The organism is Nisaea sp. (assembly GCF_965216895.1).
Lineage (GTDB): Bacteria > Pseudomonadota > Alphaproteobacteria > Thalassobaculales > Thalassobaculaceae > Nisaea.
The window spans coordinates 23,411-45,288 of the sequence record NZ_OZ244205.1 but is presented as its reverse complement, the minus strand read 5'-3'; the positions used below and the strand labels follow the sequence as shown (position 1 = coordinate 45,288).

Here is a 21,878-nt window from a genome sequence, read left to right as displayed (position 1 = left end):
CTCAGTCCTTCCGGCCGTAGACCGCTTCGGGGTCGTAGGCCTTGCCGTCCTTCACCACCGTCAGCACCGCCTTTCCGTCCTCGACCGTCGCCGCCCGGTAAAAGCAGCTGTCATAGCCGACATGACAGGCCGGCCCCGAAAGCACGCGGAGCAGCACCACGTCCTGATCGCAGTCGGTACGCAGTTCAACGACCTTCTGCACATGGCCGCTGGTCGCGCCCTTGTGCCAGATCTCGTTCCGCGAGCGGCTCCAGTAGACCGCCTCTCCCAGTTCCAGCGTGCGTGCGAGCGACTCGCGGTTCATGAAGGCGAACATCAGGACCTCGCCGGTCTCGGCATGCTGGGTGATGCAGGGGATCAGCCCCTCCGCATCGAATTCCGGCTGGAAAGCGTCGCCTTCCTCGATTTCCGCCTTGCTCCCGCGCGCGGCAAAGAGGCTGTCCGTCGTCATGTTGTCCCTCCTGAGGTCTCGTCCGGTTATAGGCCCTGCCATGCATTCGCCGCAACGGCACCAAAAGTGGACCGAACCGCCCCGGAGCGCGTACAACCTGATAGACACCGAGCACAAAATGAACGGGTCCGCATGTCCGACGTGAAGAACCTCAAGACTTTGGCCGACGCCGCGGTTGCCGTCCTCGAGACCGCCGATACGCGCGAGAAGGCAACCCTCGGCCGCGCGGCCGTCGCCGCATGGCGGGACGGCCGCTTCGAAGGGATCGGCTCTGCGACACCGCCGGAGCGCCCCGGGCGCCCGGAAAACCCTGCGCTGCGGCCGCCGCGGGAAGTGCCGAAGCGCAAGATCACCGAGGCGCCCGGGGGCCGCGTCGCCCTGCTGCATGCTCTCGCCCATATCGAACTGAACGCGGTCGATCTCTCCTGGGACATGATCGCGCGTTACACCGATCACGATCTGCCGGAAGGCTTCTACATCGACTGGATGAAGGTCGCCGACGACGAGTCGAAGCATTTTCTGATGCTCTCCGACCGGCTCGAGGAACTCGGCTCGTACTACGGTGCCCTGAATGCACATGACGGTCTCTGGCAGGCGGCGACCGAGACAGCGTCCGATCTGCTCGCCCGTCTCTCCATCGTACCGCTGGTGCTCGAGGCGCGCGGCCTCGACGTGACGCCGGCGATGATCAAGAAAATGCGCGAGGTCGGCGACGACGCGAGCGCCGAGATCCTGCAGGTGATCTTCGACGACGAAATCACCCATGTCGCCGTCGGCAAGCGCTGGTTCGACCATGTCTGCGACCGCGAAGGCAAACCCAGGATCGAGACCTGGCAGCATCTGGTGCGGACCCATTTCCGCGGCGGCGTTAAGCCGCCATTCAATGTCCCGGCCCGCGAGCTCGCAGGATTCGCCGCCGCCTTCTATGTGCCGCTCGGCGAGGAATTCCTGGCCCAGCAGGAAGACGGCCGGGACGGATGAGCGCCCCGCTCTCCCGGGAGTTCGTGCGGCACTTCGAGGCACCGCGCGAGCTTGTATGGGAAGCGCTCGCCGACACCAGGCGCTACAACGAGTCCATCGGCCTGCCGAAACACCAGATCCGGGAGGAGTTGCAGCCGGACGGCAGTGTCCGCTTCTTCGCCACGGCGAAACTCGGCCCCTTCACCCTGCACTGGGAAGACATCCCCCAGGAATGGGCCGCCGGGCGCTGGTTCCGCCATCGCCGACTGTTCCTGAAAGGTCCGTTGAAACAGCTCAATGTCCTCGTCCGTTTCGAGGACGGGGAAAGCGGCTGTACCGTCCGCTACCGGATCGATGTCGAACCGGCCGGACTGCTCGGCGGCCTGATCGCACGCAAGGGCGTCTTCGCCGCGACCGAGCGCGACTTCCATCGCGTCGCCGAGCAGGTGGAAGCCTGGGCGAAGGAGCAGGCGGACACGCCCTACCCGACCGAACCGCTGATGCTCGACGAGACCCACAGCCGGAGACTGGAAACGGCACTCGGCCGCGTCGATGCGTCGCGCTACGGGCACGGGCTCGGTCAAACGCTCGCCGACTGGCTGCTCTCGGCGCAGGAAGTCGATTTGATGAGCATCCGCCCTCTGAAACTTGCCCGCATGTGGCAGGAAGAGGAACGCCACGTCATCGAGCTCTGTCTCGAGGCGGTAAAAGACGGGCTGCTGGAAAGCCGCTGGGACCTGCTCTGCCCGCGCTGCAAGGGCGCCAAGCTCTCCGAGACCAGTCTCGACGAGTTGCCCCAGGGAGCGCACTGCGCGTCCTGCAACGTCAGCTACGACCGCGACTTCGCCCGCAATGTGGAGTTGACCTTCCAGCCCGCGGCCAGCATCCGCAAGGTGGTGCATGGCGAGTTCTGCCTCTTCGGTCCGATGTCGACGCCGCATGTCCGCCTGCAGGTCCGCATCGCTCCCGGCGGCAGCGAAGACGTGGAGACGGAGCTCGCACCCGGGTCCTACCGGATCCGGACGCTGGAGCCGGGCCCGGAGCGCATTCTCGATTTTTCCGGCGGGGGTTTCCCTGCCATCGCGATCGACGAGAAGGGGATCGCGGCGGAAGCGGAGACCGCGGCGCCGGGCATCGTGACGCTGAGAAACCGCTGCGAGCGCCCGCGCGTGGTCATCGTCGAGGCGCGGGACTGGGCCGAAGACGCGCTGACCGCGCACCGGGTCACCACGATGCAGGCCTTCCGCCATCTCTTCGCCGAAGACGTGCTGCGCGGCGGCGACGAGGTCGGCATCGCCCATATCGCACTGATGTTCACCGACCTTTCCGGCTCCACTGCGCTCTACGAACGGATCGGCGACGCCCCGGCCTACGGCCTGGTTCGCGAGCATTTCGACTTTCTCTCCCGTATCGTCCGCGAGCATGACGGCGGCGTGGTGAAGACCATCGGCGACGCGGTAATGGCCGCCTTCACCGAGCCGGAAAGCGCGCTGGCTGCAGCACTGGAGATCCGCGCTCACGTGCGAGACTTCAACCAACGGCACCAGGGCAGCCCGATCGGCCTCAAACTCGGACTTCATGCCGGTCCCTGCATCGCCGTCACGCTCAATGGGCGGCTCGACTATTTCGGCGGCACGGTGAACATGGCGGCCCGCCTTCAAGGCAAGGCACGGCCGGGTGAGATCGTTCTGAGCGAGACGATTGCCGCCGATCCGGCGGCGGCGCACATTCTGAATTCGCAATGGATGGAGCAGGATCGCCAAGCTATAAGAGGCTTCTCAAGCCCCGTCAGCTTCCGGCGTCTTCCGCCGGAGGACGCAGCACAAAAATAACATCCAAACGAAAGGCCGCGCCCCAATGAGCCCGGACTCCAGCGCCCAATCCAACACTCCGAAAGTCGAACCCGAAGAAATCCTGGACGGCATCCTCGACTGGGTCGAAGCGGAAAGCCCGACCACCGACGCGGCGGCCGTGAACAAAGTCGTGGACAAGGTTCAGGGCCTCTATCAGGGGCTGGGCCTCGCGATCGAACGGACGCCGGGCCGCGATGGCTTCGGCGATATCGTTCGCGCACGCACCGAGAACGCCTCCGGCGAAAAGGGCATCCTCGTGCTCAGCCACATCGACACGGTGCATCCGATCGGCGTGAAGGAGGGCGCGTTGAAGATCCGCCGCGAGGGCGACGAAGTCTATGGCCCCGGCATCTACGACATGAAGGCGGGGGCCTACCTGCCCTACTACGCCTACCGTCACCTGCAGCGTCTCGGGCGCACGACGAAGCTGCCCGTGACCTTCCTATATGTCTCCGAGGAGGAGGTCGGCAGCCCGATCTCCCAGGAGATCATCGAGGAAGAGGCCCGCAAGGCCAAATACGTGCTGGTCACCGAACCTGCCCGCGACGGCGGCAAGGTCGTGGTCTCGCGCAAGGGCGTCGGCCGCTTCACGTTGAAGATCACCGGCCGCCCCGCACATGCCGGCGCCAAGCACGAGGACGGCCGCAGCGCGATCAGCGAGCTCGCCAACCAGATCAAGGCGATCGACGCCATGGTCGACTACGAACGCGGCGTCACCACCAATGTCGGCCTGGTCAGCGGCGGCACGGCTGTGAACGTGGTCGCGCGCGACGTGGTCGCCGAGATCGATCTTCGGGTGCTGACAAAGGAAGACGGTGAAGAGATGACGGCGCGGATCCTGGCGCTCGAGGCCCAGAATCCGGACGTCAGTGTCGAGGTCGCCGGCGGCATGAACCGCCCGCCCTTCGAGGCCACCGAGGAAAGCCTGAAGCTCTTCGAGCATGCGCGAAAATGCGCTGCGGAGGTCGGGCTCGCGCTCGAGGCCACCACCACCACCGGCGGCGGCAGCGACGGCAACTTCACCGCTGCCCTCGGCGTCCCCACCCTGGACGGCCTCGGCGCCGACGGCGCGGGCGCCCATACGCTGGAAGAGAAGATCTATTTCTCCTCGCTGGAACCCCGCGCCAAGATGTGGGTGCGACTGCTGGAAACGCTCGAGTAGCCTCAGCCCTTTCGGCACTTAACCTCAATCCTCCCAAGACAGTCGTCATCCCCCGCGAACGCGGGGATGACGACCCATTTCGGCAGGTTTGACCTACTCCGCAGCCACGGCGGATGCGAGCTGGTGGGAGACCAGCTTCGCATAGAGTCCGCCCTTGGCTACCAGCTCCTCGTGCGTGCCCGTCTCCATCAGCGCGCCCTCGCTCAGCACCGCGATCAGATCGGCGTCACGGACGGTGGAAAGGCGGTGCGCGATGACCACCGTGGTGCGGTCTGACTGCAGCCGGTCGAGGGCCATGCGCACAGCGCGCTCGTTCACCGCATCGAGATGCGAGGTCGCCTCGTCGAGAATCAGCACCGGCGCGTCCTTGAGAAACGCCCGGGCGATGGCGACGCGCTGGCGCTGACCGCCGGAAAGGCTGGTGCCGCGCTCGCCGACCTGGGTATCGAGCCCGTCGGGCAGAATTGCCACCAGATCCTCCAAAGAGGCGTGGCGCACCGCGTCCTTGAGCTCCTCCTCGCATGCGCCCGGTTTCGCCAGCAGGATGTTGGCGCGGAGCGTATCGTTGAACAGATAGGTGTCCTGGGCGACCAGCGCGATCCGGCTGCGCAGTTCGTCGAGCCTGTAGTCTCGGAGATCCGTCCCGTTCATCATCACCCGGCCCGCGTCCGGGTCCCAGAACCGCATCAGCATCTGCGCCAGCGTGGTCTTTCCGGCGCCGGAGGTGCCGACCAGCGCCACCGTCTTGCCGGCCGGAATCTCGAGGCTGAAATCGCGGATCGCCCGCCGGGTCTGCCCCGGATAGCGGAAATCCACCTTTTCGAGAGCGAGCGAAACCGGCCCCTCCTTGGCCGCCACCCCCGGTCCGTCCGTCACCGGTACCGGCTCGTTCCAGAGCCCGTAGACCCGGCGGGTGGAGCCGAGCGTATCGGCGAGCTGGCGGCCGATCTGCGCAATCTCCGAGACCGGCAGGAAGGCGGCCATGGCGAGGATGGTCAGCAAAGGCAGTACGCCCGGATCGATCGCGCCGGCGGCGGCGAGCGCCGCCCCGGTGACGACGATGGCGAGACCGCCAAGACCGGTGAAAGTTTCCAGCAGGCTCTGCTGCGCCGTGAGCTGGCGAAAGAAGGGCAGACGCAGGTTGATATGGCGCTGGCCCAGCTCGTCCAGCTTGTCGCCGCGCTCCGCCTCCTGCTGGAAGGCGACGATCTCGCCAAGGCCCTGCACGCTGTCCACCGCAAAGGCGCCGAGCTCGCCCGAAGCCTCGCGCGCTTCCGAGCCGAGCCTGTCGACCCGGCGGCGCATCAGGAACGGGCTGATCCCGACCGCGAGCAGGAAGGGAATGAGAGCAAGGGCCAGGGCCGGGCTCTCCGCTCCGAGCCAGAGCAGTACGCAGCCCGGCACAAGAATGGCGACGAAAGCCGGCGCCACGGTGTGGGCGAAGAAATACTCGACCAGTTCGATATCGTGGGTGACCAGCGTCATCAGGTCGCCGGTGCGGCGGCGGACGAGATAGGCGGGCGCCAGCGCATCGAGCTTGCGATAGGCCTCGACCCGCATCTCGGCCAGGAGTCGGAAAGCCATATCGTGGGCGAGCCAGCTCTCGAGCCAGTGCAGCACGCCGGAGAGCGGCGCCACCGCCGCGAGCGCCCAGAGAAAGGGCGTGAAGTCTTCCCCGTTCTTCAGTGCCAGCACGACGAGTGCACTCAGCACGCCGACGCCGATGAAGCCCACCACCCGGAGCACGCCAAAAAGGAAAGTGAAAAGGAGCCGCCCCTTCCAGGGCATGATCACTTTCATCAGCTCGACGACGACCTCGAACCAGGACAGCCCTTCGGCCTTGATGATGCCCTCGGTCGGCGCCTGCACCGCGCCGCCGGGAATGTCGGAGAGGGTCTCGCCGGCCGGTTCCGGCGCCTCTTCCTGCACCGCTGCCGGCTCGCCCGTCTTCGCGGCGGCGGCTTCGCGCGCCTGCTCCGCCATCAGCCCCGCATAGATGCCGCCTGCCTTCATCAGTACGGAATGGGTCCCCTCCTCGGCCACCTTGCCTTGGTCGAGCACGAGGATCCGGTCGCAATCGATCACGCTGGAAAGCCGGTGCGCGAGAACGAGCGTGGTCCGCCCCTTCATCAGCCGGTTCAGCGCGCCCTGGATCACCGCCTCGTTCTCGGCATCCACCGCCGACAGCGCCTCGTCGAGCACGAGGATCGGGGTATCGCGCAGCAGCGCCCGGGCAATCGCCACGCGCTGGCGCTGGCCGCCGGAAAGCTTGATTCCGCGCTCCCCGATCACCGTGCCGTAACCGTCGGGCAGCCCCTCGATGAACGCGTGGATGTTCGCCGCCCGGGCCGCCGCGACGACAGACGCGTGATCCGCCGCCGGATCACCCATGCGGATATTCTCCTCGACCGTGCCGTGAAAGAGGAAAGTGTCCTGGTTGACGACGGAGATCATCGAACGGATCTGCTCGAAGGAAAGCTCGTTGAGCGGCTTTCCGCCGAGGAGGATGCGGCCCTCGACCGGATCGAAAAAGCGCAGCAGGAGCCGGACGACGGAACTCTTGCCGCAGCCGCTCGGGCCCACGAGTCCGATGCGCTCGCCAGGCTGCACGGCGAAGTCCAGCCCGTCATGCACGGTGCGCTGGTTGCCCGGATAGCGGAAACCGACCTGTTCGAAGGCGATGGAGGGTTCCAGTTTGCCGCCGGCGGGAGACAGCGCATCCTCCACGTCCGGTTCGCCGTCGAGCACGCGGTAGATGCCCTTTGCGGCGGAGAGCCCGACCATGCCTTCGTGCAGCACATTGCGCAGTTCGCGCATCGGCCGGAAGACCTCGACCCCGAGCATCAGAATGACGAGCAGCGATGTCAGTTCGAGCTGGCCCTCGGTCACCCGGAAGGCGCCGAGCGCGAGCGCCGCCGCAGCGCCGCAGGCGATCGCGCTGTCGGTGATGCCGCGCGCCAGAACATTGCCGCTCAGCACCCACATCGTACTGCGGAAGACCTCGCGAGCCTTCACCTCCAGCACGTCGCCCCGCGCCTTGCTCTGGCCGAACGCCTTGAGGGTGGCGAGGCCCTGGAGGGAATCCAGGAACTCCGCGGCGAAGGAGGCATAGGCCTGCTGCCGCCGCCGGGCGCTTTTCTCGTTCGAACTGTGCCAGAGCGAGGGGGCAAAGACCGCGACCAGGGCGAATGCCAGCATCACCGCCGCCACCGGCAGGTCGATCCAGGCAACGAAGGCAAAGATCAGCAGCGGAGTCAGCAACGAGACCGCGAGCTGCGGCAGGTACTGGCCGAAATAGACCTCGAGCCGGTCCACCGCGTCGGTCAGCGCCAGCGAGATCGTGCCGGACCGCTCCCGCCCGACATAGGCCGGGCCGAGGCTCGCAAGCTTGTCGTAAACCTTGCGTCGGAGGCTGATCTGCACCTTGGCCGCAGTCTCGTGCGCCACCATGTTGCGCCACTGCTCGACCCAGCCGCGGGCGACCATGACGGCCGCGATCCCGGCGATCGCGGGCCAGAGCTCCGTCAGCGACTTCCCGGCAAAGACCTGTCCGATGAGCCAGCCAAGCAGACCGAGCCGCGCCACGCCGAGGGTGACCCCGAGCAGGCCGACCAGTATTGCCCAGGAAATGCGCCCACGGACGCCTTCGGTGAATTGCCAGAGCCGGGTCTCGAAATGCATCGCTGGGTCCCCTTGCGACAGTCCGGACGCGCGGGAGCCAGCGTCCGGATTCCAACCGCGATCAGATTATCCGAATGATAATATTCCAGCGTTGGATAAATTTTGCATCGCAATGAACAAATTTGTACTGCAAAATTGCGATCCACTCGCAGTAGGGTGCGCTCATGTTGACCGACTGGGACGATTACCGGGTCTTTCTGACCCTCGCACGCGAACGCAGCCTCACGGCAGCGGCGAAGGCATTGAATGTCAGTCATCCGACCGTCGCGCGCCGCGTGAAGTCTCTGGAGGACGCTATCGGCGCCAGGCTGTTCGACCGTCTGCCGGACGGCTACGTGCTTACGCCGGCGGCGGAACAGCTGCTCGCCGATGTCGAGGCGATGGACGATGCCGCACAGGCCATCGAGCGCCGCAGCCTCGGCCTTACCGACACGGCGCGCGGCACGGTGCGGGTCTCGGTCGGCGAGCACATGATGCAGTTCCTGACCCGGCATCTCGTCGAACTGCGCGACCGCCTGCCGGAGATCGAGATCGAGTTCCACGTCACCCACCTGATGGCGAACCTGTCGCGCCGGGAAGCGGACATCTCCATTCGCGAAGTGGTGCCGGACGCCGCAGACCTGGTGACACGGCGGATCGGCCGCTTCCGCTATGCGGTCTACGGCACGCCGCAGCTGGTCGGGCAGATCGGCAGTCCCGAAAGAGACGCTCTGAACGGCTCCCTCGCCTACCTGCCGTGGATCGGCTTCGATGAGGAGCACCACTACATGCCGGGCCAGGCATGGATCAGCCGCCTGCTCGGCAACCGTTCGCCGGCCATACGCACGAACAATGGCAACAGTCTGCATTACGCGGTCTCGTCCGGCGCCGGCGTGACCGTGCTGCCCTGCTTTGTCGGCGATGCGGATCCGTCTCTGGTCCGCGCGACGCCGGTTCTGGAGGACGTCATCGCCGACCAGTGGATGCTGGTCCATCGAGATCTGCGCACCCTGCCCCGGGTCCGCGCGATGATGGACGAACTGGCACGGCTGTTTCAGAAGGAGAAGGAAGCGCTGGAGGGGACGGTCTGAGACGCTCAGCCCCCCGGGCAAGCGCAATAGTCGCACTTGCCCGAGGTCAGGTCAGTCCCGGCTGCTATTCACAGGTGGCGGGATCGGCCTGGCATTTCGTGAGCCGCTGTTGTGCCTTGATCACATCGGCTTCGTCATTCAGCTTCTTCGCCTCCGACGCCGCGCTCTCGTCTTTGAACATGTCGACCGCGGTTTGCGCCACGCCGAGCGCTTCGGCCGCTCCGGTGTCCTTGCCGTATCCGATCTTGGTGACACGCCCCGCTTCGGAAACGGCGAGCTCGAAGGTCTGTTTGCCGAAAAGAGCGGATTTCGGGATCGGAATTTCGTATTCGGGGCCGAACTGGGCGAGCATGACCGTCCCGGTCCAGTCCTCGCTGACGAGCACCCCCGGCCCCATATTGATCTCGATATCCGCCATCGCGGGCTCACGCATCTTCAGATAGGCGCCGGCCGCGATATCGGGGCCCAGCGTCACCGGTACGAAGTCGGACTGACGAACGGTGACTCGCCCAGAAATATTGCCCAGCGCAGGCTGGAGCTCCTTCCACGCAAATTCGCTGCTCGGCCTCGGCCTGAAGGCGAGCATGCTGTCCAGTGCGACCCGGTCACCGTTCATCGTGGCATCGAACGTCAAAGAAACCGACTTGCTGCGCACCGGTTTCCCGTCCTTCATCTCGCCGTCGTTGATGTAGTCGCAGATCTTCTTCGCGAGGGCAAGGCGGGTCCGTTCTTCGGGCGAGGCATCCGGCGCTTCAATTTCCGCAAGCGGCATGACACCCGCTACTCCGGCCAAGGGCAAGACCGTTCCGGCCAGTTTAAGCGCGGCATTCAGGACCGTTTGACCTTGGCCCGTACTTGAGGTGTTCACCCCTTTGAGGCGCCCGTCCGGATGCATCTCGAAGTCCAGCGACGTGTTCGAAAAGGCCCCGTCGAGATCGCCGAGGCGGACACTTCCGCGATCTACCGGGTCCGCGTAGTGGATCATGTTCGCAGCCACCGTCGTTTGCACGATGAGTTCGTTGCGGACCGTACAGCTGACATTCCGCGTGACGGTGACGGTGCCGTCGCTGGTGGCGAGCGGATAGTTGATGATGGCGTCCGGCGTCGCGGCGCATCCCGCAGCAAGCAACGCACAGGCCGATAGCGGTATTGATTTCGTCAGGAAAGACATTCCCAGCCTCCTCAAGGTTCGCTGTTGTGCGACCAAGGAGACCGTACCGCCGTAATCTCAACGTTATAGCGCCAATAACGCGAGATATTCTCCGGTTACGGACAGCAGCGGGAGCGCGCCGCCGGACGGCTTCTCCCGGCTTGCGTCGATGGCCTCAATAAAGAGTTTCCTTGTAGCGCGCGACCATCTGTTCCTGGCTTTCGGCCGACATGTCGATGCCGACCTGGTCCTTGATCATCTGGCCGAGGCTCGGCAGTTCGGAGCGCTCGATCTGCGCCGACGGGTGCCAGAGCCGGGAGCGCATGAGCGCCTTGGCGCAATGCAGGAAAGCGGTGTCGATCGCGATCCTGATGACGGTTGCCGGCAGTCTGCCGCGCACCTCGAAGCCGGCGCGCAGGTCGTCATCGTCGCGGACCTCGGCCCGGCCCCGGATGCGCAGGGTCTCGTCCATGCCCGGCACCAGGAAGATTGCGGAAACCGTCGGATTCTCGAGGATGTTCCGCAGGGAATCGAGCCTATTGTTCCCCGGCCGGTCCGGAATCAGAAGGGTCTTGTCGTCAAGCATCGAGACGAAGCCCGGACCGTCTCCGCGCGGCGAGATATCGACCACGCCCTCGGCATTGTGGGTCGCCAGGAGCAGGAAAGGGGAAAGCTCGATGAAGCGACGGCAATGTTTGTCCAGCGCCGGGATTTCCTTCTGCCGCGCGCGTTCGTGTACGGGTTTATAGAGTGCGCGCAACGCCTCGACGGTCTCGATCTTCGCCATGATTTCCGTCCGGGAGAGAGAAAGGAACGGCAATGCTGCGCCGACGCGGAGCCGAGGTCAACTCCGCCAGCGCAGCACCGTGTCGCGGACCGGGTTTTCGAAGGCGCCGCCTTCCTTGCGCCAGGCCTCGAAGGACTTCTTCAGGCGGAAATACCATTTCGCCTGGATGTCGGAATCGTTGATCAGCATGAGCTGCGGATTGAAGGCGAGCCCGCGTTGCTGCTTGACGACGACATCGCGGTCCTGCCCGAGGAAACGCTTCACCAGCGGAACGAGCACCGGCTTCAGCGGCGAGAGCCAGGGCGCGGTCCAGTAGACCATGTGATGCACCTCGGTCTGCATCGGGCCGAGCGGCGTCACGCAGGTCAGATTGCAGAGCTGATAGCGTCCGGCGATGATGTGCTCGACCCGGACGCCCGGCAGCCGGAAGCGGATCTCCGTGGTGATCTCGCCGCCGAGGATCTTGTAGGCCGCCGCATTCTTCGAGGGCGTATGGCGCTTCATGGCGAAGCCGAATTCGGAGGGACCGAACTCCTTCGCCTTGTCATGCATGCTCTTCTCGTCGCGCCAGAGAATGCTCTTGTGCACATAGGGGCCGTGCGCCGGATCCATCAGGCCGATCACCGCATGGTCGATATGACACGGAAAATCCATGCTGACCTGGATATTCGGCGTCTCCGCGAAGTCCGGGATGCCCGGCAGTCCCGGATCCGGCAGGTCGGCAGGCCGGGCCCTGGCGTCGGCCCGGGCCATGAAGACCCAGAGTCCGCCATGTTTCTCCACCAGCGGATAGCTCCGGACCCGGATCCGCGCCGGATCGAAATCCTGCTCGGTGGTGATCGAGGGAATGAGCGTGCAGGTGCCCTCGCAATTGAAGCGCCAGCCGTGGTAGCAGCACTCGACCTCGTTTCCGACCATGCGACCGTCGGAGAGCGGAATGCCCCTGTGCGGACAGATATCGCGCAGCGCGTAGGCTTTTCCATCGGCCTGGCGGGCGATCACCACGGGCTCTCCCAGCAGGGTTTTCGCCACCATCTGCCCCGGTTTCAGAGCCGCCCCGGGCAGGGCGAAATACCAGATATCCCGGAGAAATCCGTCATCGGACTTTTGGCTGAGCTCGTTCATGGTGCCGGAGAGTGCCAAGCGCGCCGCGCGGCGGCAAGCGCCTTCATTTTCCGGCGCAGGCGACGCAGGTCGTGACCGCCGGGTCGAGTTCCAGCCGCTTCAGGGGGATTTCCTCGCCGCAGGAAACGCAATAGCCGAACTCCTCCTCCTCGATACGCTCGAGGGCGGTGCTGATGCGCCGCAATTCGAGAGCGCGGCGGCGTTCGGTTTCCTTAGCCATAGCCTGTCCCTGCAAGGCGTCCATCCGCGAAAGACGGCCCACCCGTGTCTGGTCCAGTTCCACAGGTTTGGCGGAACCGGACGCCACGTCCATCACGCTCTGGATTTCCGCGCGCCGGGCGAGAAGACGTTCGCGGAAATGGTCGAAATCGAATCCCATGACACCCCTGGCACCCGATACCGGTTCAGTAGACGAGCTGGTCGTCGCCGCCGGAGCCGCCGATCACGAGTTCGCCGCGGTCGGCCAGATCTTTTGCCGCCGTGACCATCGCCGTCTGAGCCTCCTCGACATCCTTCAGCCGCATGGGGCCGAGCGACTGCATGTCCTCGCGCAGCAGCTTCGCCGCGCGCTCCGACATGTTCGAGAAAAACAGGTCCTTCAGTTCCTCCGACGCGCCCTTCAGCGCGATCGTCAGCTTGTCCTTGTCCACTGCGCGGAGCAGCGTCTGCACTCCCGCCGGATCGATCCGCGCCAGGTCCTCGAAGGTGAACATCAGGCTGCGGATCTTTTCCGCGCTGTCCTTGTTGCGTTCCTCCAGCGCCGAGAGAAAACGGCTCTCCGTCGCCCGGTCCAGGTTGTTGAAGATCTCCGCCATCATCTCGTGCGCGTCGCGCCGGTTGGTGCGGGCGAGGTTCGACATGAACTCGGTGCGCAGCACGCGCTCCACGTCCTTCTCGATCTCCTTGTTCACCGCCTCCATGCGCAGCATCCGCATGACCACTTCCATGGCGAAGTTTTCGGGCAGGATCGAGAGCACCTTGCCGGCATGGGCCTGGCCGATCTTGCCGAGGATGACCGCGACGGTCTGCGGGTATTCGTTCTTCAGATAATTCGCGAGAACCTGTTCGTTCACGTTGGCGAGCTTGTCCCACATGGTGCGGCCGGCCGGACCGCGGATTTCCTCCATGATCTCGTTGACGCGGTCGCCGCCGAGCACCTTGGTCAGCAGCCGCTCGGTCGAATCCATCGAGCCGACGAGGGAGCCTGTGGAGGAGACCTGCTCGGCGAACTCCACGAACAGCCGCTCGACGATGTTGGAGCTGACCGTGCCGAGCCCGGCCATGACCTGGGAGACTTCCTTGATCTCCTCGTCGTCCAGCAGAGCGAAAATCTTGCCTGCCTGGTCCTCGCCGAGCGACATCAGGAGGATGGCGGCCTTCTCCGGCCCGGTAATGCCCCGGTAATCCTCACGGACCCGAATGCCCATGGTGGGAACCCTCTCTCAGATCAACCCATGCATCTGGCGAATCATAACAAATCGGAGCGATGCATCATAGTCCGGGCCTGGCGGGCCGCTTCCCTGCAGGTCAGTGCGCGAAGATGACGGGGATGTCCGACTGCTCGAGCACCTGACGGGTGGCACCACCGAAAATCAGCTGCGTCAGGCGGCTCTGCGTATAGGCCCCCTTCAGCATCAGGTCGGCTCCGAGGTCGCGCGACAGCTCGACCATCTTCGCACCCGGCCCGTTCGGCGCGTCGGCCTTGTGATGTGCGGCCTCGATCCCGTGTCCGGCAAAATAAGCCTGCAGCGCCTTCCCGTCCGGCCCGGCCGTGTACCAGCCTTCCAGCTCGACGATATGCACGGACTTCGCCGCCTTGAGGGCGCCGAGGCTCTGGCCGATCAGACGCGCCGTCTCCGTGCTGCGGTTCCAGGCGATGACCACCGTATCGCCGAACGGCTTGGTCCAGCCTTCGGGCACCAGCATCACCGGCCGGCCGCCCTCGAAGAGCGCCATCTCGAAGAGGGTCTGCCAATGCGGGCTCTTGCTCGTCCGCGCCACCACGGTGAGGTCGAAGACCCGGGACTCCTCGCCGATCTGGCGCCAGTTCGACAGGCGCTGCATATCGACCGAGAGCAGAGATGCCAGATCCGAAGCGAGACCGTCTTTCAGGGCCGCGAACTGCCCTTCCGCCTGCTCGCGCTGCGCGGCGACTTCCTCGTCGATGCCTTCATAGGAAACGACGCCACCGCTCATCGGATCGACAATCACCGGATCCGGAAGCCGGGGATAGAACAGGGCGGTGACCTTGCCGTCGAACCGGTTCGCAAATTGCGCCGCCGCGGAGACCGGCGTCACGTCGGCATTGTCAGACCCGAACGGGAGAAGGACTTGTTTCATTGCATGCGTCTCCTTGCCAGACCGGTTGTGCTGCGGCGGTGAAGCCGTTGAAAGACAGTAGCGCGTCGTGAGCGAGCGCGAGACAGATTTTCGCCCCAGTGGAACGACCACCACTCAACCGCATTGCAGCGCCGAGATCAAATCCCGCCTGAGAATATGTTCTTCCAGCCCCGCAACCGACCGACGCGGGCCCCGCGGGAATGTTCCGACACGGGAAGGCTTCTCTCAAATCTTCCCGAGACTGCCGGTCGCATCGTTCAGCGACCAGTCGAACGCATGGTCGATAACGAGGTCATCGTGCAGCAGCGGCCGGAGCCCCGGCAGGGCATAAAGCCTCAGATGCGCCAGAATCGGACCGCGCGAGCCGCCGAAATCCTCGGCGTACCAGTCGTATAGACTGGACAGCACGGCCCGATTGCCATCGACCCAGACGCCGCGCGGATGATTGACGAATTCAAGCGCCTGCTCGTCGAGCAGCCTGTCCACATTGGCTCCGGTGAAGGCCTCGCCGAGCAGCCCCGGGGAGCCGACGGCGCCGTAGCAGAGACCGTAATGCAGCCGTCCGTCCCGCCAGAAGGCGCGCAGGATGCGGTCCCGGATATCGCCAAGGCTGAGACGCCGGCCCTCGACCTCCACGATCGGCCGGTTCCACGGTGTGCCATCGCCGAAATCGATGTCGCGAATGGAGAGCACCAGATAGGCTCGTTCGATCAGACGGACCACCAGCGCATTGTGGAGGTTCAGCCAGAAGGCGTACTGCTCCGGACGGTCGAGACTGTGCACCGGGATCGCCGCGAGCTGCGAGAGATATTCGTCGAGCAGTTCCAGCTCGGCGCTCGCCACCTCGCCATAGGGCAGCAGCGGCACCCGGTCGGAACGCAGCCGCCTGTAGGTGCGCAGGAAACGGTCCCAGAGACTGTGATCGACCAGGCGCCGCGAGCCGGGACTATGCGCCTGCCAGTGGGCCAGCGGCCGCACGGGGCCCGGCCGGAAGGGACGGTCCGCACGATGCGGGCCAAGGCCGGAACATCCGCCGAGCGCCGCCGTCAGCAGCATCCCCGCCAGCAGCCGGCGGCGCCCCGGTTCCGGAGGAGTGTTCATGGCAGGATCGAGAGCCCGACCGCACCCACGCTTTCGATCTCGTAGCGGAACGCCTCGCCGGAGGCCGGGAACCGCGTCTTCATGGTCGAGCCGGTCATGACGATCATACCGGCCGAGAGCGGCCGGCCCTGGGCGCCGAGCTCGTTCGCCGCCCAGGCCAGGGCGTTCAACGGACTGCCGAGGGCCGCACCGGTGGTCGCCGTCTCGATCTCGCCGTTCGCCTCGAGTCGCGTCGGAGTCGATGCCAGGTCCAGGCCGCGCCAGTCGCCGACCGGACCGCCCAGCACGACGCCGGCGCTCCAGGCGTTGTCCGCGACAAGGGAGAGCGCATCGAAATCCGCGTAGACCGCGTTGCGGTCCTCGACCAGCTCGAAGGCGGGGATGACCGCATCGACGAAGGGGGCGATGCCTGCCGCATCATAGGCGGCCGGGGCCGCGGGCACATCGCGCCCCAGTCGCAGCGCCAGTTCGAACTCGATGCCGACGCGCTGGAAATCGGCGAGGGAAATCTCCGCCGGGGAGGCATGCACCGTGTCGTCGAAAATGGCGCCGAGCAGCGGGTGATCGACGCCGACGAAATCCTGCATCGCCTTCGAGGTCAGCGCGATCTTGTAGCCGGCGATTCCGGAGCCCGCCGCCTCGCGGCGTTGGGAAATGAACGCCTGCTGTGTCCGGTAAGCCTCGGCCATGTCCGCAAGGGCCAGGTCGCCGGTCAGGGTATGATAGGGTGTCCGGGATGCATGTTCCGCCAGCAGATGGCGGGCAACCGCATGTTCCTTTTCGCCAATTCCGCCTCGCTCCGCCATCATCTGTCCTCCCTTGCACGGTTCGGGCCGCAGTCTCTCCGATCCGCGAGCGCCCCACAAGGCCGGGCGGCGCTCGACCCGCAGACCGGCATCCCGCTTTTCAACGGCCGAAAGGATGCCCGGATGTCTCGGCTGAGATCGGTCATATCACCGCGCGAGGACCCTGTTCTCATCTCTCCGGCGGCGTGCCGGAGCCGGCCGGGGAGGGCACCGGGAACCGCGGCGCGCACCGCGATTGGCGGATTCGAACTTTCATTCGAAAAAATGTTCCGGCGCGACCTGTCCTGCAACCACGTGGTTTGTCTCGCGGTCCGGCGCTGCGGCGCGGCGCGGTCCGCGCCGGGAAGATTTTCCGTATCCCGGTTCCCGTCCGTGCCGTCACGGAATCGACCCGGAGCACACGGCCAGCGAACCTGATTTTCTGCCGATCGCTACGTTTTCCGGCGTTGCAGGGGCTGCGCCGGCCCGAATCGGCGGCTCTATCCTCTCCGTGACTCTCGGCAAGATGGTCGGCGGAGGCGGTTTCGTCGCCTTCATCTTCCGGATGATTCTTCGCCGCTCTTAGATCTTTGTTAACTGCCTTTATGGTAGTTTTTCAGAAACATAGATCGATCATGCCGTCCCGTCCGGCGCGGCACCGAGAAAGCAAAAGCGCAACCAGTGCGCATATTTTGCTGGAATTCGAATTCGTTCGAACCTATGTGTATGTCTTCGAGTTGTAACGATTCCAGTGAGAATACCGGGCGGCCGAACATGGTCATCAAGGGCAAGGTCAAGAAATCGATCAAGAAACAGCTGCGCGAACAGGGCTTCGCGGAGGTGGATCTGACGCTCGATCAGATCCAGAAGCTGCATCTGATCAACGACGATCGCGGCACGGACCGGCAGAACGACCGCTTCTGGCGCTTGGTCCGCGCGATCCGCGACCATGGTTATGCGTCCTCCGACCCCCTCCACATCTTCTATCTGGACGACAGCTTCGTACTGGTCGATGGCGGTCACCGGCTCTCCGCCGCGCGCAAGGTGGCCGAGGAATGGCTCTCCAACCTGTTCCGGGAAAAGGTGCACTATATCAGCTGCCTGGTTACCCCCGGCCCGCTTGAGAACATGATCGACAGCAATCGCCGGGTGCCCGCGGAATAAGAGCGGCCGAAACCCGCGCTCCGGCATTGGCAAGTTCCTACCGGTCCTGTATCACTTCCTCCCCAAGCGGCCCCGTAGCTCAGCAGGATAGAGCAACAGATTCCTAATCTGTAGGTCACAGGTTCGAATCCTGTCGGGGTCGCCAGTTCGCCCACCGCCACCTGCCTTTCAGACCTGTCGACAGCTAAAGCCGGGATTCCACCTCGCGTCGGGGGCATCGTCACCAAAATCGATCCGCCCCGCCCAAGCGGGAAATGCCGGATTAAAAATACTGGAAATGCGATCAGACTTCCTGCCAAGATCGGGCTAGCCGCCTACCTCTTGGATTGAGATTGTTGATCTGTCTGCCTCTCGCGACTTCGGAATCGCCGATTGTTCCGCCCGGCCGGGTTTCCGGCGCGGACCGGGTCGGTGCGCCATGAGGATCGGCCGTACCGCCGCTCTCCTGCTTGCAACGATGCCGATCGCTTCGCCCGCAGCGGCGCATATCAAGTGGTTCGAACCCTTCGATCTTTCGGCTCCGCCCAAGTCCATCGACGCCGTACTGAGCCCCACCTTCATAACTTTCTTCCTGATTTCGGTCGCCCTTGTGTACCTGTTCTTCATGGTCGACCGCATCGCGCTGCGTCGCGGCGTCATGCAGGCGCTCGACCAGCGTCTGAAGGTCTTCGACGGGCTCTCGGTCCTGATCATGCGCGGGGCAGCGGGTCTGTTCTTTGCCTCGGCCTGGGCCATGGCGGTATTCGGCGGAATCCGCTTCTATCTTGCGCCGGAACTGGGCGCCGACGAAGGCTGGGTGCCCTGGTTCCAGCTCGCCCTTGCGCTCTGCGCGCTGAGCCGTTGGACCACGCCGCTGCTCGGAGCGGGGATCCTGCTGCTCTATGCCCTGGCGTTGCACCATTACGGCGTGTTCCATCTGATCGACTATCTGATCTTCCCGGCCATCGCCTATTTCTTCATGGCGACCGCCAGCACCTCGTCCGGCTGGAAGAAATCCGGCTTCGTGACCCTGTTCGCGGCCACCGGGGTGAACTTCCTCTGGCTGTCGATCGAGAAATTCGCCTACCCGGAATGGACCTATCCGCTGCTGGCCAAACATCCCGGGATACTGATGGGAATCGATCCCGAGACCTACATGGTTCTGGCCGGGTTCGTGGAGTTCGTGATCATCTTCACCCTGCTGGGCGCCGCCTCGGTGGCGACCCGCCTGATCGCCTTCGGCTTCCAGACCCTGCTGGTTCTCGGCATATTCGAGTTCGGTCTGGTCGATGCCATCGGCCACCTGATGATCAATGCCATTCTGTTCGTGCTGATCGTACGCGGCCCGACCGATGCGCGTTACATCCTGGTGCTCTCCACGAAGTCTCCGCAGATGGAGGCCTATTTCATGACCGGCCTCTACTATCTGGCCTTCGTCAACGCCTTCATCCTTTACTATGGCCTCCATGCCCTTCTGTCCGGGTGAGGCTGCTGCGGCAGCTCCGGACTGATGGCGGGACCAACCGGCCCGGCGGTTACCGGTAAGACCTTATCGGTCCTGTACCGCTTCGTTCCCGAGCGCCCCCGCCATTCATCGTGATGGAGCGCCGGAATCGCGAAACTCAGGTCACGGCCCCGGATCCTGTCGAAATCGACGGTTTTCCTACATCCCGATCGCCCAGCGGATCAGCAGCGCTACAGCGCCGAGGGCGAGCACCCCGGCGCACCAGAGTCCGGCGAACCATGCGAGCCTGCTTATCCCCGGTGGCATCAATGATAGCCCTCACCGCTGCGCACCTTTCCCCGGAACACCCGATACGCGTAAACCGTGTAGCCGAAAATAATGGGCAGCAGCACGACGGTGCCGACCAGCAGGAACGAGAGGCTTTCGTCCGGCGCCGCCGCGGCGTGGATGGTGATCGATGGCGGGACCATATAAGGAAAGACGCTGACACCGAGGCCCGCGAAGCAGAGCACGAAGAGCGCGAGTGAGGAGAAGAAGGGCCGGCAATCGCGCCGTTTCGCGAGACCGTATCCGAGGCTCAGCGCGGCGAGTCCGGTCAGCACGGGCACCGGCGCCAGCCAGAGAAACTGCGGCAGGGCAAACCAGCGCAGCATGTAGGCCGCGTCGAGGAACGGGGTCCAGAGACTGACCACGCCGATCATCGCCACGGTGCCGATCGCCGGCAGGCGCGCCAGCCGGAAGGCTCGCTCCTGCAGCCCGCCTTCCGTCTTCATGATCAGCCAGGTCGCGCCGAGCAGGGCGTAGCCGAGCGCGACCGCCACGCCGCAGAGCAGGCTGAACGGAGTGAGCCAGTCCCACCAGCCCCCTGCATAGGCGCGGCCCTCGACGGGAATGCCCTGGAGCAGCGCGCCGAGAATGATCCCCTGGCTGAGCGCGGCGGCAAGAGATCCCAACGAGAAAGACAGATCCCAGACCCGCTTCCAGCGCTCGGTCTTCCAGCGGTACTCGAAGGCAACGCCGCGGAAGATCAGTCCGACCAGCATGGCGATGAGCGGCGCGTAGACCGCCGGCATGATCACCGCATAGGCCAGCGGGAAGACAGCGAACAGTCCGCCCCCTCCGAGCACCAGCCAGGTCTCGTTGCCGTCCCAGACAGGTGCGATGGTGTTCATCGCTGTGTCCCGCTGGTCGCGGTCCTCAAGGAACGGAAAGAGGATACCGACACCGAGATCGAAACCGTCGAGCAGGATATAGGCCAGCACCGCGACAGCGATCAGGATGGCCCAGACGAGCGGAAGATCGAGTTCCATGATCAGCCCTCCCCTCCCGCGGATCGCTTGCCTTGTCCCATGCCGGCGGCTCTGGCCGGTTCGGTTTCGGGCGGGCCGCTCTCGTGAACCGCCGGCGTCTTCGCCATGAGCCTGAACAGGTAGAAGACACCCGCGCCGAAGACAAAGAAGTAAACCACCGCAAACACCGCCAGCGAGGTCGCGACCGCCGGCGCGTCGAGCGGCGAGGCCGAGTCGACCGTGCGCAGCAGGCCATAGACCGTGTAGGGCTGCCGGCCGACCTCGGTGGTGATCCAGCCCGCCAGCACGGCAACGAAGCCCGACGGCCCCATCAGGATGGCCGCCCGATGCGCCCATCCGGGCACGTAGAGGCGGCCCCGGGCCCGAAGCCAGAGCGCCCAGAGCCCGAGCCCGACCATGGCCAGGCCGAGCCCCACCATGACCCGGAAGGACCAGAAAACGATGGTCGCGTTCGGACGTTCGCCGGGCGGCCAGTCTTTCAGTCCCCTCACCTCGCCATCGGGATCCCGCGTGAGGATCAAACTGCCCAGCTTCGGGATCTCCAGGGCGAAGCGGGTTTTCTCCGCCTCCATGTCCGGCCAGCCGAACAGGATCAGCGGTGCCCCGTTCTCTGTCTCGAAATGCCCCTCCATCGCCGCGATCTTCGCTGGCTGGTGTTGCAGGGTGTTGCGACCGTGCAGATCGCCTGCGACGAGCTGCACCGGCGCCACGATCACCGCCATCCACATCGCCATGGAAAACATCACCCGCGCGCTTCCGTTCGTGCTGTCGCGCAGCAGATGCCACGCGCCGACCGCGCCGACCACGAGGGCGGTCGTAAGATAGGCCGCCAGTACCATATGGACGAAACGGAACGGAAAGGACGGGTTGAAGACGATTGCCCACCAATCCACAGGCACAAACTGGCCGGCCGCGTTGATGTCGTAGCCCGCCGGGGTCTGCATCCAGCTGTTCACGCTGAGAATCCAGAACGCCGAAAATCCGGTGCCCATGGCGACCATCAGGGTGGCGAGGAAATGCAGCCTCTTGCCGACCTTTTTCAAACCGAACAGCATGACGCCGAGAAAGCCCGCCTCGAGGAAGAAGGCGGAAAGCACCTCATAGCCCATCAGCGGGCCGAGGACAGGCCCCGTCTTGTCCGCGAAGACACTCCAGTTAGCGCCGAATTCGTAGCTCATCACGATCCCGGAGACGACGCCCATTCCGAAGACGAGAGCGAAGATCTTCAGCCAGTACTGAAAGGTATCGAGATAGACCTGCCGACCGGTCTTTAGCCAAAGCGCCTCGAGCACCGCGAGGTAGGAGGCCAGCCCGATCGAGAATGCCGGGAAAACGATATGAAACGAGACCGTAAACGCGAACTGTATCCGCGCCAGATCGACCGCAAGCGGCATATCCATGGGTCAGTGCTCCCGGTCAGAGACTTGTGGCATCTCTCGCATCTGGTTGGTTCTGGGGAATGACCGTTCCGGTGAGATCGGCGCAGAACAAGCCG

Annotated in this window: 19 protein-coding genes and 1 tRNA gene; 7 read left to right on the top strand and 13 right to left on the bottom strand. The window is 64.8% G+C overall.

Annotation, left to right across the window (positions count from 1 at the left end; all coding sequences use genetic code 11):
• Position 1: 1 nt before the first annotated feature.
• Positions 2-451: a phosphoribosyl-AMP cyclohydrolase gene (hisI, locus tag ACOOE1_RS00205; protein ID WP_420404322.1), complete on the bottom strand. Its 450-nt coding sequence runs from the start codon at positions 449-451 to the stop codon at positions 2-4.
• Positions 452-583: 132 nt separating this feature from the next.
• On the opposite strand from hisI, the gene ACOOE1_RS00200 reads away from it, so the two are divergent.
• From ACOOE1_RS00200 to ACOOE1_RS00190, 3 genes are read left to right on the top strand one after another with little or no spacing between them, the layout of a single operon-like run.
• Complete coding sequence (locus ACOOE1_RS00200) at positions 584-1,432, top strand: ferritin-like domain-containing protein (protein WP_420404321.1); 849 nt, start codon at positions 584-586, stop codon at positions 1,430-1,432.
• Positions 1,429-3,243, top strand: coding sequence for an adenylate/guanylate cyclase domain-containing protein (locus ACOOE1_RS00195; RefSeq protein WP_420404320.1), 1,815 nt, complete (start codon positions 1,429-1,431; stop codon positions 3,241-3,243). The genes ACOOE1_RS00200 and ACOOE1_RS00195 overlap by 4 nt, the downstream gene beginning before the upstream one ends.
• Positions 3,244-3,268: 25 nt before the next feature.
• On the top strand, positions 3,269-4,426 hold the full coding sequence (locus ACOOE1_RS00190; protein WP_420404319.1) for a M20 family metallopeptidase: 1,158 nt from the start codon (positions 3,269-3,271) through the stop codon (positions 4,424-4,426).
• Positions 4,427-4,519: 93 nt separating this feature from the next.
• Here ACOOE1_RS00190 and ACOOE1_RS00185 read toward each other — a convergent pair whose 3' ends face one another.
• Positions 4,520-8,107, bottom strand: a complete 3,588-nt coding sequence (locus ACOOE1_RS00185) for an ATP-binding cassette domain-containing protein (RefSeq protein ID WP_420404318.1) — start codon at positions 8,105-8,107, stop codon at positions 4,520-4,522.
• 164 nt (positions 8,108-8,271) lie between these two features.
• On the opposite strand from ACOOE1_RS00185, the gene ACOOE1_RS00180 reads away from it, so the two are divergent.
• Positions 8,272-9,177, top strand: a complete 906-nt coding sequence (locus tag ACOOE1_RS00180) for a LysR family transcriptional regulator (protein WP_420404317.1) — start codon at positions 8,272-8,274, stop codon at positions 9,175-9,177.
• A 64-nt stretch (positions 9,178-9,241) separates the two neighbouring features.
• Here ACOOE1_RS00180 and ACOOE1_RS00175 read toward each other — a convergent pair whose 3' ends face one another.
• From ACOOE1_RS00175 to ACOOE1_RS00140, 8 genes are all read right to left on the bottom strand, one after another.
• Complete coding sequence (locus ACOOE1_RS00175) at positions 9,242-10,348, bottom strand: hypothetical protein (protein ID WP_420404316.1); 1,107 nt, start codon at positions 10,346-10,348, stop codon at positions 9,242-9,244.
• Positions 10,349-10,502: 154 nt separating this feature from the next.
• Positions 10,503-11,114, bottom strand: a complete 612-nt coding sequence (locus ACOOE1_RS00170; protein ID WP_420404315.1) for a pyridoxamine 5'-phosphate oxidase family protein — start codon at positions 11,112-11,114, stop codon at positions 10,503-10,505.
• A 57-nt stretch (positions 11,115-11,171) separates the two neighbouring features.
• Positions 11,172-12,239 (bottom strand): Rieske 2Fe-2S domain-containing protein, encoded by a 1,068-nt coding sequence (locus ACOOE1_RS00165; RefSeq protein WP_420404314.1) that lies wholly within the window; start codon positions 12,237-12,239, stop codon positions 11,172-11,174.
• A 43-nt stretch (positions 12,240-12,282) separates the two neighbouring features.
• Complete coding sequence (locus tag ACOOE1_RS00160; protein WP_420404313.1) at positions 12,283-12,618, bottom strand: TraR/DksA family transcriptional regulator; 336 nt, start codon at positions 12,616-12,618, stop codon at positions 12,283-12,285.
• A gap of 25 nt (positions 12,619-12,643) precedes the next feature.
• Entirely contained in the window at positions 12,644-13,666 is a 1,023-nt protein-coding gene (gene fliG / locus ACOOE1_RS00155; RefSeq protein WP_420404312.1) for a flagellar motor switch protein FliG, read from the bottom strand.
• Positions 13,667-13,766: 100 nt separating this feature from the next.
• Positions 13,767-14,579, bottom strand: coding sequence for a hypothetical protein (locus tag ACOOE1_RS00150; protein ID WP_420404311.1), 813 nt, complete (start codon positions 14,577-14,579; stop codon positions 13,767-13,769).
• A gap of 225 nt (positions 14,580-14,804) precedes the next feature.
• Positions 14,805-15,680: a DUF547 domain-containing protein gene (locus ACOOE1_RS00145; protein WP_420404310.1), complete on the bottom strand. Its 876-nt coding sequence runs from the start codon at positions 15,678-15,680 to the stop codon at positions 14,805-14,807.
• Entirely contained in the window at positions 15,677-16,486 is an 810-nt protein-coding gene (locus tag ACOOE1_RS00140; RefSeq protein ID WP_420404309.1) for a 2-keto-4-pentenoate hydratase, read from the bottom strand. Before ACOOE1_RS00140 ends, ACOOE1_RS00145 begins: the two co-directional genes overlap by 4 nt.
• A gap of 753 nt (positions 16,487-17,239) precedes the next feature.
• Between ACOOE1_RS00140 and ACOOE1_RS00135 the strand changes: the two genes are divergently transcribed.
• From ACOOE1_RS00135 to ACOOE1_RS00125, 3 genes are all read left to right on the top strand, one after another.
• Positions 17,240-17,629 (top strand): hypothetical protein, encoded by a 390-nt coding sequence (locus tag ACOOE1_RS00135; RefSeq protein ID WP_420404308.1) that lies wholly within the window; start codon positions 17,240-17,242, stop codon positions 17,627-17,629.
• A 68-nt stretch (positions 17,630-17,697) separates the two neighbouring features.
• A tRNA-Arg gene (locus ACOOE1_RS00130) sits at positions 17,698-17,774 on the top strand.
• A gap of 273 nt (positions 17,775-18,047) precedes the next feature.
• A complete protein-coding gene (locus ACOOE1_RS00125; protein ID WP_420404307.1) occupies positions 18,048-19,094 on the top strand; it encodes a hypothetical protein in 1,047 nt (348 codons plus the stop codon).
• A 177-nt stretch (positions 19,095-19,271) separates the two neighbouring features.
• Here the strand turns inward: ACOOE1_RS00125 and ACOOE1_RS00120 are convergent, their stop codons facing one another.
• From ACOOE1_RS00120 to ACOOE1_RS00110, 3 genes are read right to left on the bottom strand one after another with little or no spacing between them, the layout of a single operon-like run.
• On the bottom strand, positions 19,272-19,379 hold the full coding sequence (locus tag ACOOE1_RS00120; RefSeq protein WP_420404306.1) for a DUF2474 family protein: 108 nt from the start codon (positions 19,377-19,379) through the stop codon (positions 19,272-19,274).
• On the bottom strand, positions 19,379-20,383 hold the full coding sequence (gene cydB / locus ACOOE1_RS00115; RefSeq protein WP_420404305.1) for a cytochrome d ubiquinol oxidase subunit II: 1,005 nt from the start codon (positions 20,381-20,383) through the stop codon (positions 19,379-19,381). Before cydB ends, ACOOE1_RS00120 begins: the two co-directional genes overlap by 1 nt.
• A gap of 2 nt (positions 20,384-20,385) precedes the next feature.
• A complete protein-coding gene (locus ACOOE1_RS00110; RefSeq protein ID WP_420404304.1) occupies positions 20,386-21,783 on the bottom strand; it encodes a cytochrome ubiquinol oxidase subunit I in 1,398 nt (465 codons plus the stop codon).
• Positions 21,784-21,878 lie beyond the last annotated feature (95 nt).

Excerpts from the sequence above, each read along its gene's own strand:
- ACOOE1_RS00190 (WP_420404319.1), top strand. The coding sequence starts at position 3,269 with ATGAGCCCGGACTCCAGCGCCCAATCCAACACTCCGAAAGTCGAACCC.
- ACOOE1_RS00195 (WP_420404320.1), top strand. The coding sequence starts at position 1,429 with ATGAGCGCCCCGCTCTCCCGGGAGTTCGTGCGGCACTTCGAGGCACCG.
- ACOOE1_RS00170 (WP_420404315.1), bottom strand. The coding sequence starts at position 11,114 with ATGGCGAAGATCGAGACCGTCGAGGCGTTGCGCGCACTCTATAAACCC.
- ACOOE1_RS00120 (WP_420404306.1), bottom strand. The coding sequence starts at position 19,379 with ATGCCACCGGGGATAAGCAGGCTCGCATGGTTCGCCGGACTCTGGTGC.
- ACOOE1_RS00160 (WP_420404313.1), bottom strand. The coding sequence starts at position 12,618 with ATGGGATTCGATTTCGACCATTTCCGCGAACGTCTTCTCGCCCGGCGC.
- ACOOE1_RS00180 (WP_420404317.1), top strand. The coding sequence starts at position 8,272 with ATGTTGACCGACTGGGACGATTACCGGGTCTTTCTGACCCTCGCACGC.
- ACOOE1_RS00185 (WP_420404318.1), bottom strand. The coding sequence starts at position 8,107 with ATGCATTTCGAGACCCGGCTCTGGCAATTCACCGAAGGCGTCCGTGGG.
- ACOOE1_RS00140 (WP_420404309.1), bottom strand. The coding sequence starts at position 16,486 with ATGGCGGAGCGAGGCGGAATTGGCGAAAAGGAACATGCGGTTGCCCGC.
- ACOOE1_RS00135 (WP_420404308.1), top strand. The coding sequence starts at position 17,240 with ATGGTCATCAAGGGCAAGGTCAAGAAATCGATCAAGAAACAGCTGCGC.
- ACOOE1_RS00145 (WP_420404310.1), bottom strand. The coding sequence starts at position 15,680 with ATGAACACTCCTCCGGAACCGGGGCGCCGCCGGCTGCTGGCGGGGATG.
- ACOOE1_RS00175 (WP_420404316.1), bottom strand. The coding sequence starts at position 10,348 with ATGTCTTTCCTGACGAAATCAATACCGCTATCGGCCTGTGCGTTGCTT.
- ACOOE1_RS00110 (WP_420404304.1), bottom strand. The coding sequence starts at position 21,783 with ATGGATATGCCGCTTGCGGTCGATCTGGCGCGGATACAGTTCGCGTTT.
- ACOOE1_RS00150 (WP_420404311.1), bottom strand. The coding sequence starts at position 14,579 with ATGAAACAAGTCCTTCTCCCGTTCGGGTCTGACAATGCCGACGTGACG.
- ACOOE1_RS00200 (WP_420404321.1), top strand. The coding sequence starts at position 584 with ATGTCCGACGTGAAGAACCTCAAGACTTTGGCCGACGCCGCGGTTGCC.
- fliG (WP_420404312.1), bottom strand. The coding sequence starts at position 13,666 with ATGGGCATTCGGGTCCGTGAGGATTACCGGGGCATTACCGGGCCGGAG.
- cydB (WP_420404305.1), bottom strand. The coding sequence starts at position 20,383 with ATGGAACTCGATCTTCCGCTCGTCTGGGCCATCCTGATCGCTGTCGCG.
- hisI (WP_420404322.1), bottom strand. The coding sequence starts at position 451 with ATGACGACGGACAGCCTCTTTGCCGCGCGCGGGAGCAAGGCGGAAATC.
- ACOOE1_RS00165 (WP_420404314.1), bottom strand. The coding sequence starts at position 12,239 with ATGAACGAGCTCAGCCAAAAGTCCGATGACGGATTTCTCCGGGATATC.
- ACOOE1_RS00125 (WP_420404307.1), top strand. The coding sequence starts at position 18,048 with ATGAGGATCGGCCGTACCGCCGCTCTCCTGCTTGCAACGATGCCGATC.